A 12,509-nucleotide genomic window follows, 5' to 3' on the forward strand; every position below is an offset into this window, starting at 1 on the left:
CTCTCGTTGCAAACGAGAGGGAGAGAATAAAGCAAACATAATTTACCCGTAAAGCGGACTCGAAGCCGCTATAAGGGACGGGAATAAAACCAAATACTTGTAACTCGTAACTATTAACTTGTAACTAAATAATAACTAACAATTAAACATTATCAACTTATGAACAGAAAACAGATTTCAAAGTTTACATTAGCCTTATTTACAATGCTCGTTGTGGCATTTGGCAGTATTAATGCCCAAGTAACTATCGGGGCAGATAAAGAGCCGGAAAGCTTTTCGCTTTTGGAAGTAACTGGTACTACAGGTGGTTTGCGTCTGCCACAACTAACCACAAACCAGCGTGATGCACTTACTGTTAACGGTGAAGACTTAGCCAAAGGCTTGACCATTTTCAATACCGACATCGACTGTATGGAAACATGGAACGGTAGTAAATGGTTGCCTAATTGTGGAGACGACTTGTCAGGAGAACCACCATTAATCGTGATACATCCACAGTCGCAGTTTATTACTAAAGACAACTGGGATACAGCGGCAGCTACTACACTGAAAATTACAGCAGCAGGTTTTAACCTGAGTTATCAATGGTTTAAAACAGATGCTACAGGCACAGTAAGTACCGAGATAGCTGGTGAAACCAAGCCTACTTTTACTCCTACTGATGTTGTTGGCTATTTTCCCAATATCTATTATTGCGTAGTGTACAACGGTTATGGTATGGTAGAGAGTAAGCGTGCCAGTGTAGTAAAAGCCTGTGATGCAAAAAGGGCTAATAGCAAAATACTCTATTTTATGTGTCATAATCTGGGAGCAGATTATACAGCTGACCCTTTTACTCCTGCGGCAGCTATCCACGGGGCTAAATACAAATGGGGAGTGAGTTCGCCTGCTTTAAGCCAGACACAAGATCAAGCCAGTGCAGCGGCCAATCCGATTGGCACATGGGCTTCTACCGGGCCTACCCCTCCGGCAACCAATACTCCATGGAATATGAATAATGCAAACCCTTGCCCTGCAGGATGGCGGGTGCCTACAAAAGGAGAATGGGATCAGGTTATAGACAATAATGCTTGGACAAAAACGAATACAAGCTGGATAGCAGGCACAACCAACTACGCCAGCGGGTACAAAGTAGGAGATAATTTGTTCTTGCCAACCACCGGTCACCGCGACTACAGTGATGGAGCGCTGCTCAACCGTGGTAGCCACGGTTACTACTGGAGTAGTACGCAAGGTGGTACTACTGGTGGGTACTTCTTGCTCTTCAACAGTACTGTACAAAATACGAGCAGCTATCGCCGCTCCTTGGGGCTAGTTATTAGGTGCGTTGCAGAATAAGTGTGGGCAGAGCACTTTTATTGCGAAGAACTTAGGTGGTAATTCTAATTGAGATGATAGCTCACTCGTTTATATCCATTGTATGGATGGCAAAATTTATATTCTGAGAGAAAGCTTTGATTTCAGCAGATATCTACGTGCTCAGCTTCTACTGTTTCGTTGAGAAAAATGGATGCCGATGACGCAAATTTTTCTACCGATTCGGTAGTGAGGTAACGGCAGGTTCCGTTTTTTGTACAGCGGCTTTCCATTTCCGGATGGCGTTGTAGGTAATCGGCAAGGCTTTTAGCTACAATATCTCCTTGAGATACCACATTGATATTCTCAGGGAGGTATTTTTTTATTTTATCCAACAATAGCGGATAGTGCGTACAACCCAGCATGATAGTATCAATTTGCGGGTCGCGGGCGAGTATGCTTTGCAGGTTTTTGTTTACAAAATAGTCGGCACCCCCGGAGTTATACTCGTTGTTCTCGATAAGCGGCACCCACATAGGGCAGGCTTCGGAAGTAACAGCTATATTGTTGTATAGTTTTTTTATTTCGAGCGGGTAAGAGTCCGACTGTACAGTGCCGGTGGTGGCTAAAAGCCCTACGTGCCCGTTTTTGGTAATTGCTCCTACAGCTTCTACCGTAGGGCGTATTACGCCCAATACACGGCGGGCAGGGTCGAGTATGGGGAGGTCTTTTTGCTGTATGCTTCGTAATGCTTTGGCCGAGGCGGTGTTGCATGCAAGTATAACCAAATGGCATCCGGCCTCGAACAGGTAAGTGACACACTCCAACGTATATTTGTAAACCACGTCGAACGAGCGTGTTCCGTAAGGTGTGCGGGCATTGTCGCCCAAATAAATATAGTCGTAATCGGGCAATTCGGCGCGTATTTTGTCTAAAATAGTCAGTCCGCCGTAGCCGGAATCGAAAACACCGATAGCACCCGGTTTTTGCGAAAAAGTACTCATAAAAAAGGGTGGTATTTTAGTCGAACATCTGTCCGGCGTTGTTACTCAATTGAACCATCAGGTCGTATTCTTCGGGCGACAAGTCGAGGAAGTAGAAGTTCTGAGGGTTTTGGATTATATTTTTGTACCGTACTTCGTAGTGTAGGTGAGGCCCTGTAGATTTCCCTGTGTTACCTACAAGCCCGATAACATCGGCACGTTTTACCTTTTGCCCTGCCTTTACATTTATTTTACTCATGTGGGCGTAGCGGGTGGTATATCCAAATCCGTGGTCTATTTCCACCGTATTTCCATAGCCCTGACGCCATCCCGTTTTCAAGACTGTCCCATTACCTGTAGCAAAAATTTCGGTGCCGATAGGTGCCGAAAAGTCCATCCCGTCGTGATGCCTCCGTGTTCCGTACACAGGGTCGATACGCCAGCCATAGCCCGAGGCTACCCTTTTCAGGTCTTTGTTCAATACAGGTTGTATAGCAGGTATATGAGCCAGCCGTTGCTCATTCTCTTTAGCCAGTTCCAGCACCTCGTCGAACGATTGTGACTGGGTGTACAACTGCTTTCTTATCTCGTTCAGTTTTTGTGTAGTCGATACTATTATTTGTGCGTTTGTCTTTTTCAGCAGTTCATCGTAGTACTCATTGTTCGGGGTTATCGACCTCCTTACCGAAAGCGGGATAGGGTCGGCCTGGAATATAACGCGGTAAAGGTTATCGTCGCGCTGCTGGATGTCGGATAATATAGTCTGGTATTCGTCCAGTTGCTTATCCAATACCTTGTACTGAGCCAGTAGAGTTTTATTCTCGTTTGCAAGTTTTTTTTCGCGTGGCGATTCTATTATATAGTTAAATGCAAAGAAGAATAGTATTCCGGAAAACACGCCGGTGAGTATATACACAAAGAAACGCTTAATTTTATAACTAAGCGTATGCTCAATTTGTTCGTAATTGAGCGTTTCAGGATTAAAGCGGAATTTTTTCTTTTTTCCCATATATTATACTACATCTTAACAAAATTACGGAAGATTTTGTATGATGCGTATTTTTTTAATTTAATTTTTCTCTTGAAAACTTACAAAACTGTACTATTTTTGCTCACATAGGGACACATACGGAAACACATAGAACACATGTAGAAGTACTTATAGGCTCTGTTTCCCTATTTGTAAACTAACTGAACTTATGCGACTACAATACAATCTAATTGGTACGATAGTGACTTATGTTGCTGTTTTTAATTTTCAGAGAATAAGACTTGTAACTTGTAACTAATCACTCGTAACTGTTTATATACAATATTTCCAGTCAAAATTACTGCAAAAGTAATAAAAATGGTGTATTTTTGCAGACTTTATTAGCGATAATTAATAACTAAAGTAAGTATTTGGTGTTTTCGCCTTCCGGAAAACACGTTTTCAAACATAAAATATGAATATGACTTCACAGGAAATCCGTCAATCGTTTCTCGATTTTTTTGAGAGCAAAGGACATAAAATTGTTCCTTCGGCTCCGATGGTAATAAAAGACGACCCTACTTTGATGTTTACCAATGCGGGAATGAACCAGTTTAAAAATATCATTTTAGGGAACGACCCCATCGTATATTCGCGTGTTGCCGATTCGCAAAAGTGCCTCCGTGTTAGCGGCAAGCACAACGATTTGGAGGAGGTAGGGCATGACACTTACCACCACACCATGTTCGAGATGCTGGGCAACTGGTCGTTTGGCGATTATTTCAAGAAGGAAGCAATCGCATGGGCGTGGGAATACCTTGTTGATGTACTTAAGATAGACAAAGAGCGTCTGTATGTTACGGTGTTCGAAGGCTCGCCTGCCGAGGGATTGAGCCGCGACGACGAAGCTGCCGAAATCTGGTCGCAGTTTTTGCCAAGCAGTCGTATTATTAACGGGAATAAAAAAGATAATTTCTGGGAAATGGGCGATACAGGACCTTGTGGCCCTTGCTCCGAAATACATATTGACCTGCGCGACGACGATGAACGCGCAAAGGTGGATGCGCTTAGCTTGATAAACAACGACCATCCGCAGGTGATTGAGATATGGAATAACGTATTCATGCAGTTCAACCGCAAGGCCGATGGCTCGCTTGAGGATTTGCCTGCTAAGGTGATTGATACCGGAATGGGGTTCGAGCGTTTGTGCATGGCATTGCAGGGTAAAAAATCGAACTATGATACCGATGTTTTTCAGCCTGTAATTCAGGAGATAGCAAGGCTGACAGGGTACAAATATGGTGAAAATGCAAAGGTAGACATCGCTATGCGTGTTATTGCCGACCACATCCGTACCATTGCTTTTTCGATAACCGATGGCCAGCTTCCTTCCAATGCTAAGGCGGGGTATGTTATACGCCGTATTTTGCGTCGTGCAGTACGCTATGGCTATACGTTTCTTGAGCAACGCTCGGCTTTCATGTACAAGCTGATTCCTACCTTAATAAGCGTTATGGGAGGTGCTTATCCGGAGCTTATCTCTCAACAACAGTTGATTGAAAAAGTAACGAAAGAGGAAGAAGATTCATTCCTTCGCACACTGGAAACAGGTATCCGTTTGCTTGATAAAGTAATGGACGATGCGAGGAAAGACGGCAAAACCGAGATTTCAGGTAAAGAAGCCTTTACGCTGTATGATACATTCGGCTTTCCGCTTGACTTGACGGAATTGATATTGCGTGAGAATAATTTCACAGTAAACGTTGATGAGTTCAACTCCGAAATGCAAAAGCAAAAAGAGCGTGCCCGCAATGCTGCGGCTATCGAAACCGGCGACTGGGTGGTGGTGCGCGAAGGCGAATCGCGTTTTGTAGGATACGATGTTACCGAGGCTGAAACTGAGATTCTTCGCTACCGGAAAGTAAAGCAGAAGAACAAAGAGTTTTATCAGATAGTGCTTTCGGTTACTCCTTTCTATGCCGAAATGGGAGGACAGGTAGGCGATAGCGGGACGCTGACCTCTGAAAACGGACGTATTGAGATTATTGATACCAAGAAAGAGAATAACCTGTCTGTGCATATTACAGAAAAACTGCCCGAAGATGTTACAGAAACTTTTACCGCGGTTATAAATTTGGAGAACCGTATGGCTACTTCGTGCAACCACTCGGCAACCCACCTGTTGCACGAAGCGCTCAGAGAAATACTTGGGGAGCATGTGGAGCAAAAAGGCTCGTATGTAAGCCCCGATAGCCTCCGTTTCGACTTTTCGCATTTCCAGAAAATGACGAAAGAGGAGATACGCGAGGCAGAGCATCTGGTAAACCGCCGTATCAGGGAGAATTTCCCGCTGCACGATATGCGTGAGCTACCTATTGCCGAAGCACAGGGAATGGGCGCTATGGCTTTGTTTGGCGAGAAGTATGGCGAAAAAGTGCGTGTTGTCCGGTTTGGCTCTTCTGTTGAGCTTTGCGGAGGAACACACGTTAACTCTACGGGGCAGATAGGAATGTTGCGAATAGTATCTGAAAATTCGATTGCGGCAGGCGTTCGCCGAATCGAGGCTATTACGGCTTCTAAGTTGGAGGAGATGTTCGACATGCAGCAGGATATGATGGCTTCGGTACGTGAGTTATTCAATAATACTCCGAGCCTTGTTACTGCTGTTCAGAAAACGATTGAGGAAAATGCTGATTTGAAAAAGCAGTTGGAGGATTTTATGCGCGAAAAAATAGTTTCGTTGCGCGATAAGGTATTGTCCAATGTGGAAGAGATAAACGGGATAAAAGTTATTCATCTGAATCTGGAGGCTGCACCGGACATGATAAAAACGCTTGCTTTCCAGATACGGAATGTGGTAAGCGAAAACCTGTTCTTCGTAGCCGGAAGTGTGAACGATGGTAAACCCTCGCTTACCGTGTTGTTGTCTGACGACTTGGTAGCAAAAGGGCTGAATGCCGTGAACATAGCCCGCGAAGCTGCAAAAGAAATTCAGGGTGGCGGTGGCGGACAGCCATTTTTTGCCGCTGCCGGTGGAAAAAATCCATCCGGAATAGAAAAGGCTATAGCGAAGGCTCTGGAAGCTATAAAATAGGAAGTAACAGCTACTTTATAAAAACAAAAATCGTTCACCTGAAAAGTGAACGATTTTTTGTTTTGCTTATTCTTTTGTTAATAATCCTGCTATTGCTGTGCCTCTTAAGATTGCGTTTTCTTTTTCGTCAAATATTTCAACTTGAACGTTTTGATTCAGCTTTTTCAATAATAAACTTAGTTGTGTTTCCACGATTTGTTTATAGCTGTTATTTTCGCCTGCTTTGCTCCAGAATAAACTTCCTTCGGCACTGATATGAATTTTTTCCAATTTGGGATCTTGTTCGATTAACATTAGTATAACCCCTGCCAGCGATGTAGCAACGAACTTTGCCGAGCGTTCGTAAATTTTCCATGCTGTAGCTACTATTTCGTCTTTATATATACCGGGATAGTTTATTATTGCATTTAGTCTTTCGGTGTCAAATTTTTTATCAAATCCGTAATAAGGATAAATTGTTTTTAATAAATTACCTAAATATGCCCCCGATATTGCTTTTTCAATTCGTTGTTCGTTTTTATATTCAAATTGTCTGGGTTTGTAAATTTCTTTTCTTCCTTCTGCTTTTTTCTTGTTTGTTTCCTCTTCTTCTTCAAACTTTTTTTCTTCGGTATTGATACTTAAAATATCGTCTGCCTCCGATAAATAGCCCATAGGGTGCAAACCACCTGATTCGAGGTTGACAGGGATTGAATATGTTGATTTTAGTTTGTTTCCTTCCGGTTTGATAAGGCAGGCTATATTGTAGCCTGTCCCTACAATAATGCCAATGTGAGAATTGTCCTTTGGTTCGCCATCAAGTCCTGCGAGCAGACTGGCAACCGTATCATTTGCAACACGAATAGTCTTAAAATGAATACCTTTGGAGTTGAGTTTTTCGTTCAAGTACGCTTTCAGAGGCTCGCCTACAGGTTTTCCCTCCATATCTTCTATCATCAGCCCTTTTGTCCATTTTATTAATATCTCATCTGTTCCATCTTTACTTGTTTTTGTCGGGTACGAAAAGCAATAACCTATTTGGGTTATACCTTCTAATGGTAAGTCTTTTACCAGAGAGAGTATTTCCGCGAAAAACATATCACGTGTGTATCCACTTTCTTTTACTTTCGAGGGTAGTTCTCTTTTTATGATATAATTGTCTTCTATTATAATCAGTCTGTTTTTTAATGTTGCTATAGCAGCACGTAGGTTTGTTCCACCAAAGTCGATTACAAGTATCCGGCTACCTTCTGTTAGACCACCTATCTGTTTAAGGTCGATATAGAGGGGTAGACACGCTATTTCAGTACCATCCTTTTTCAATCCTTCAGCAATTCGTTTTTGGAGGGTTATTGCAATATCTTGCATATTACCAATGCTTAAGTCTAAACTATTGTCTCTCATAAATACCTATTTTTTCAGTTTATACTATTAGTTAACTGACACAAATATAGTTAAGTTTTTTATTTAAAAAACTTTATGATGGTCATAAAAATTTAAAAGGTACTTTGTTTTTGGATTTAATCAGGCAAATAGCTTATTGCTTTATCTATAATCCTTAGATTGCTTCCACGCGAAAAATTCGCGTAGTATGACAAATAGAGTTTTTAATAAATACCACACGATGCAATCGTGCGGTAACAATGTAGCAATGCGATTTTTTACGTGGTATGACGTGTTATCCGACAAGCGGCATAAAGCCGCTGTACGGACGAAGTCGTTATAGCGGCGTATATCGATCGGTTTCAAATTACTCCACCCATAGTACCAATCCTTTCAGGTATTCGCCTTCGGGGTGGTATATGTTGATAGGATGGTCGGCAGGCTGGGTTAGTTGGTGGAGTATGCGTACTGAACGCTTGCTCTCGGCTGCCGCGCTGAATACTGCAAGGCGGAATTGCTCTTTTGTAACTACCTGAGAGCAAGAGAATGTGAATAATATACCTTCGGGCTTAATTTGTTCAAATGCTTTTGCATTGAGGCGTTTGTAGCCTTTCAGGGCGTTGCGGAGGGCATCGCGGTGTTTGGCAAAAGCAGGTGGGTCGAGTATGATTAAATCGTACTTTTGGTTGTTCTCGCTGAAATACTTGAAAGCGTCTTCGGCAAATGCTTCGTGACGGTTGTCGTTGGCAAAGTTGAGCGCTATATTTTTATTAGTGAGTTCAATGGCTTTTGCCGAGCTATCTACCGAGTGTACCAGTTTGGCGTTTCCACGCATGGCATATACCGAAAATCCTCCTGTATAGCAAAACATATTCAGTACGGAGCGTCCATTTGCGTAATGTTCCAGTAGCGACCTGTTGTCGCGCTGGTCGATAAAGAAGCCGGTTTTCTGCCCGCGTAGCCAATCTACATGAAAACGCAGTCCGTTTTCCAATGCCGTGTAATCACCTCCCGCCTCGCCAATGAGATAGCCGTCTTCGGGTGTTATGGGTGCTTTATATGGCAGGGTGGCTTCTGATTTGTAATATACGTTTTTTACTTCAGGGATATTGTTTATTATGGCTTCGGCTATCGTTTGCCTTATCTCGTGCATGCCTACCGAGTGTGCCTGCATTACTGCTGTATCTTCGTAAATGTCGATTATCAGTCCGGGCAATAAGTCGCCTTCGCCGTGTATCAGGCGGTAAGTGTTGTTATATTCGGGATTGACCAGTGCCAACGATTTCCTTACTTCGTATGCCTGCCGGATTCGGTCGTTCCAAAAGCCTGCATCTATATCCCGTTCGTCGAAAGATACTATGCGTACTGTGATGCTGCCTATTTGATAATGTCCCAGAGCCAGAAAATTCCCATCTTTGTCCACAACACGTACCAAGTCTCCTTCCTTTGGCTTTCCTTCAGTCCTGAGTATTGCACCTGAAAATACCCAGGGGTGAAAACGGAGTAAACTTTCTTCTTTCTTTGGCTTGAGGAATATTGTTGTCATTTTTAGCACCACTCTAAAATTAGTTGTTCTATTTCTTTCGGCGACAGAGGCTCATTTCTCATCAGTTCCAGATATATTTTGAGGCAAGCCCAGGCATCCGTTGCAGCGTATCGCTGTTGCTGTTCGGTCAGCTCTTCGTTTTCCCAGTTGCTAAGCTGTTGTGATTTGGATATTTTTTCACCGAAAATAATGGCGTAAACTTTTTGCAGGCTCAGTTCCATGATGCCATAGCTTTTTACTATCGACTGTATGTCGATAATGTTTTTGGGTTTTATCCGGTGGAATTTGTTCAGTCCTGCAAAGTCGTCTCTCAATGAAAGCCCGATTTTTTTTATATCATTGTCGCCAAGAAAATTTATCAGGGCGGGCGGAAAGTCAATCTTGTTCAACCTGAACAAAAAGCACTTTTCTAACGTCGATATCTGGATTAAAGAAACCCTGTTGTTTTTGCCTTTTTTGAAAGAAGGTTTTGTTTCTGTATCTATCCCTAAAATGGGGTGTTTGCGTATCTCGTCGATAGCAGCCTCTACCCCGAACACATTGTCTACAACTATTATCTCCCCTCCGAAATGTACGATGGGTAATAGGTTTATTTCTTCTTTTGTTATTTTAGGTTTAAACATCTGTTTCTGTGCTTTTTTTCAGAAACTCATTCGTTATCCCGAAGATGGTCGATAAATGAGTTACGGTCGAGCGGTATGTCTCTTTCTATATTTTCGTTGTCATCGTCGTACGAATCAAAATCTTCGTTGTAACGCAGTGCGTGCAGTGCTCTGAGCGAATTTAAAAGTTTTTGCCCCCAATGCTCGGCAAAACTTTCGAGGCAAACTACTAAGGCATCGTTCATTATATCGGTTATTTCCAAACGGAAGTTTGCCGCAAAGTCTTTTATCTCCTGATAGATATCTGCCAAATCCTCCGAGATGAAGGCTGCAATCGGCGTGTCGCTGTACTTCATTTGGGGGTGATATACTTCCAGATATATATTATCATTCCCCAGCAAGTTTTCTATTTGTTCGCGTACGAACTGGTAGTCGTCTTCAGTAACAAAGCGTTCGGGCACATCTTCAAATACCGCTTCGGGAGTTTCCAGAACGCTTGCTTTCAGGTAGAGCAACGGAAGTATTTTTATAGCTTGTGATATGAAGCTGTTGCGCGAATACTCGCTTGCCTTTTCCAGAAAAAGACAGGTTTCGGCAACTACTGTCACAAATTCGATAACGCTCTTGTTGTATACTATGCTTTCGGTCGACTGGTTCATTCCTCTTTTGTTGTAAAAAACATACAAAAATAAGAAAAATAGTAGTATTTATCTACATTGTTAAAATGTTATTGACCTTCTCGCTCTGTTCCTGCCAAAAAATAAGTTTTACGAGGAAGTTTGTATTTAAAGGCTTATCTTTGCCCGTATGAAAAAGTTGGTGATTGCCGGGTGTGGATACTTGGCCGAAATTGTTGTAAATGCGGTTATTAATGGCTTATTGCCGGAGTATGATTTGGTTGGCGTTTATTCGCGTACAGCCTCGAAAGCTGATTATCTTGCGGCTAAAATGCAGCAACACGGAAAACCCTGTATAGCGTGTACTGCATTGGATGATTTGTTGGCACTAAAGCCCGACTATTTGGTGGAAACAACATCGCCTGCCGGTATGAAACAAATAGCCTTGCCTGCTTTGAAAAACGGTACTTCTGTTATTACCCTGTCTATTGGGGCTTTGGCCGATACTGATTTTTATAACGAGGTGAAGGAGACGGCAAAGGCAAACGGCACACGTGTTTATATAGCATCGGGAGCTACCGGTGGTTTCGATGTGCTGAGAACGGCTACTTTGATGGGAAACGCATCGGCCAGATTCTTTAACGAAAAAGGAGTGCGTGCCTTGAGGAGGTCGGTTGTTTACGACCCTTCTTTGGAAACCGAGAAGCGCATTGTTTTTTCGGGAACGGCAAGGGAGGCTATCGGTGTGTTCCCTACCGGATTAAATGTGTCGGTAGCTGCTTCGCTGGCTTCGGTAGGGCCGGAGAAGATGCAGGTTGCAATGCAGTCTACTCCCGGTTTCATAGGTGACACCCAGAGGGTAGAAATAAAGAATGACCAGGTGCACGCGGTAGTCGATGTGTATAGTGCTACATCCGAAATAGCAGGATGGTCGGTGGTGAGCACCCTGATTAATATTGTGTCGCCTATTGTTTTTTGATATATTCGGTTAAGTTGGCCAGTACCTTTTCGCTCAGGCGGTCGAAAGCCTGACGTGTGCGTCCGGTCGACACCTGCATACAGCGTACGTGCGGATGATTCAGTAAATCGGCACTGCCTAAGGCTCCTAACGTGTCGCAGAAGCAAAGATTGTTGCCATTGAGCCATTTTACGAACGCAGGCTTGTCCCACGCCGGCGATAGGCCGGTATTGAACAGTATCTTTTTGTTGCCGAACTGTTGAAATTCGGCTTCGTGTAGCAACACCGTGTTTTTGTTGAGGCAGCAACATACTACTTTGCTTTGAGCCATCAACTCACCTATGGGTAAAAAACGATAGCCTTTTGCTTCGGCTTCGGGCTTTTTGCTACGGGCAAAATAAGTTACCTCAGCACCAAAAAATTTCAGTGCATCGGCTATCATCCCCCCTGATTTGCCAAGCCCTATTATACCCGCCTTTAGTCCGGTAATTTCGCGCGGCATACCGTCCCACGGCTCTTGCCCGAACCCATGCAGGCAGCGCACCAACTCGCTTATTACGTATTCTACAACTCCTTCGTCGCCATAATCGCGGATACCTGTTACGGTAATGCCTCTTTCGTTGGCATAGCGTATGTCTACATTAGCACTTTCGGGCGAATATAACGAACAGCACATACCGATGTATTTCACATTCGGGCATTTCTCCAAAGCTGTCCGGTTTATGCGGGAGGTATAGCTCAACAATACAGCGTCGGCATCTCCGATGCGTGCCGCAACTTCATCGTCGGTTGCGGGTATGCCGTCGTACATTACAACTTCTTTTGCAAAAGAGTACAACGCTTCTTCTGCTGTTGGAACCAGACTTACAGGTTCTATTGCTACAAGTTTACTGAACATGATATCGGGATTAAAACAGTAAAGATACTAAAAGACTTAATACCTTCAAAAAAATCGGTTTGATACTAGGGAAACCTCGCCAAAATTACATTTTAAACACCAAATTCGTCAGATATTGTTCTTTTGTTTCTCAGTCTCAAAGTCCCTCTCAAAAATTCTCTTCCATTTTCTTTCTCCTAAAGG

At 43.2% G+C, this 12,509-nt stretch carries 10 protein-coding genes; 3 read left to right on the forward strand and 7 right to left on the reverse strand.

The window, feature by feature from the left end; translation table 11 throughout:
• Window positions 1–159 precede the first annotated feature (159 nt).
• Window positions 160–1,338, forward strand: coding sequence for an FISUMP domain-containing protein (locus tag D0T49_RS11780; protein ID WP_163631754.1), 1,179 nt, complete (start codon window positions 160–162; stop codon window positions 1,336–1,338).
• A 122-nt stretch (window positions 1,339–1,460) separates the two neighbouring features.
• On the opposite strand, the gene murI is transcribed toward D0T49_RS11780, so the two are convergent.
• The gene (gene murI / locus D0T49_RS11785) at window positions 1,461–2,300 is read right to left on the reverse strand and encodes a glutamate racemase (RefSeq protein WP_163631757.1); all 840 of its coding nucleotides are present in this window, start codon (window positions 2,298–2,300) and stop codon (window positions 1,461–1,463) included.
• Between the two features lie 16 nt (window positions 2,301–2,316).
• Window positions 2,317–3,288, reverse strand: coding sequence for a M23 family metallopeptidase (locus D0T49_RS11790; RefSeq protein WP_163631760.1), 972 nt, complete (start codon window positions 3,286–3,288; stop codon window positions 2,317–2,319).
• Window positions 3,289–3,730: 442 nt separating this feature from the next.
• Between D0T49_RS11790 and alaS the strand changes: the two genes are divergently transcribed.
• Window positions 3,731–6,343 carry an alanine--tRNA ligase gene (gene alaS, locus D0T49_RS11795; protein WP_163631781.1) on the forward strand — a complete coding sequence of 871 codons (2,613 nt, stop codon included), beginning with the start codon at window positions 3,731–3,733 and terminating at the stop codon, window positions 6,341–6,343.
• 66 nt (window positions 6,344–6,409) lie between these two features.
• Here the strand turns inward: alaS and D0T49_RS11800 are convergent, their stop codons facing one another.
• The 4 genes from D0T49_RS11800 to D0T49_RS11815 all read right to left on the reverse strand — a co-directional run bounded on the left by D0T49_RS11800 (window position 6,410) and on the right by D0T49_RS11815 (window position 10,512).
• Complete coding sequence (locus D0T49_RS11800) at window positions 6,410–7,726, reverse strand: hexokinase (protein WP_163631763.1); 1,317 nt, start codon at window positions 7,724–7,726, stop codon at window positions 6,410–6,412.
• A gap of 346 nt (window positions 7,727–8,072) precedes the next feature.
• Complete coding sequence (locus D0T49_RS11805) at window positions 8,073–9,251, reverse strand: class I SAM-dependent rRNA methyltransferase (RefSeq protein WP_163631766.1); 1,179 nt, start codon at window positions 9,249–9,251, stop codon at window positions 8,073–8,075.
• 2 nt (window positions 9,252–9,253) lie between these two features.
• Window positions 9,254–9,874 carry a 3'-5' exonuclease gene (locus tag D0T49_RS11810; protein ID WP_163631769.1) on the reverse strand — a complete coding sequence of 207 codons (621 nt, stop codon included), beginning with the start codon at window positions 9,872–9,874 and terminating at the stop codon, window positions 9,254–9,256.
• Between the two features lie 26 nt (window positions 9,875–9,900).
• Window positions 9,901–10,512: a DUF5063 domain-containing protein gene (locus D0T49_RS11815; RefSeq protein ID WP_163631772.1), complete on the reverse strand. Its 612-nt coding sequence runs from the start codon at window positions 10,510–10,512 to the stop codon at window positions 9,901–9,903.
• A 148-nt stretch (window positions 10,513–10,660) separates the two neighbouring features.
• Between D0T49_RS11815 and D0T49_RS11820 the strand changes: the two genes are divergently transcribed.
• A complete protein-coding gene (locus tag D0T49_RS11820) occupies window positions 10,661–11,449 on the forward strand; it encodes an aspartate dehydrogenase domain-containing protein (protein ID WP_163631775.1) in 789 nt (262 codons plus the stop codon).
• On the opposite strand, the gene D0T49_RS11825 is transcribed toward D0T49_RS11820, so the two are convergent.
• On the reverse strand, window positions 11,436–12,326 hold the full coding sequence (locus D0T49_RS11825; RefSeq protein ID WP_163631779.1) for a D-isomer specific 2-hydroxyacid dehydrogenase family protein: 891 nt from the start codon (window positions 12,324–12,326) through the stop codon (window positions 11,436–11,438). The two genes, D0T49_RS11820 and D0T49_RS11825, sit on opposite strands and share 14 nt — an antisense overlap.
• Window positions 12,327–12,509: the final 183 nt, after the last annotated feature.

The organism is Paludibacter sp. 221 (assembly GCF_010501035.1).
Classification (GTDB): Bacteria; Bacteroidota; Bacteroidia; order Bacteroidales; family Paludibacteraceae; genus QVMH01.

Excerpts from the sequence above, each read along its gene's own strand:
- D0T49_RS11800 (WP_163631763.1), bottom strand. The coding sequence starts at position 7,726 with ATGAGAGACAATAGTTTAGACTTAAGCATTGGTAATATGCAAGATATT.
- D0T49_RS11810 (WP_163631769.1), bottom strand. The coding sequence starts at position 9,874 with ATGTTTAAACCTAAAATAACAAAAGAAGAAATAAACCTATTACCCATC.
- D0T49_RS11820 (WP_163631775.1), top strand. The coding sequence starts at position 10,661 with ATGAAAAAGTTGGTGATTGCCGGGTGTGGATACTTGGCCGAAATTGTT.
- murI (WP_163631757.1), bottom strand. The coding sequence starts at position 2,300 with ATGAGTACTTTTTCGCAAAAACCGGGTGCTATCGGTGTTTTCGATTCC.
- D0T49_RS11780 (WP_163631754.1), top strand. The coding sequence starts at position 160 with ATGAACAGAAAACAGATTTCAAAGTTTACATTAGCCTTATTTACAATG.
- D0T49_RS11790 (WP_163631760.1), bottom strand. The coding sequence starts at position 3,288 with ATGGGAAAAAAGAAAAAATTCCGCTTTAATCCTGAAACGCTCAATTAC.
- D0T49_RS11825 (WP_163631779.1), bottom strand. The coding sequence starts at position 12,326 with ATGTTCAGTAAACTTGTAGCAATAGAACCTGTAAGTCTGGTTCCAACA.
- D0T49_RS11805 (WP_163631766.1), bottom strand. The coding sequence starts at position 9,251 with ATGACAACAATATTCCTCAAGCCAAAGAAAGAAGAAAGTTTACTCCGT.
- D0T49_RS11815 (WP_163631772.1), bottom strand. The coding sequence starts at position 10,512 with ATGAACCAGTCGACCGAAAGCATAGTATACAACAAGAGCGTTATCGAA.
- alaS (WP_163631781.1), top strand. The coding sequence starts at position 3,731 with ATGACTTCACAGGAAATCCGTCAATCGTTTCTCGATTTTTTTGAGAGC.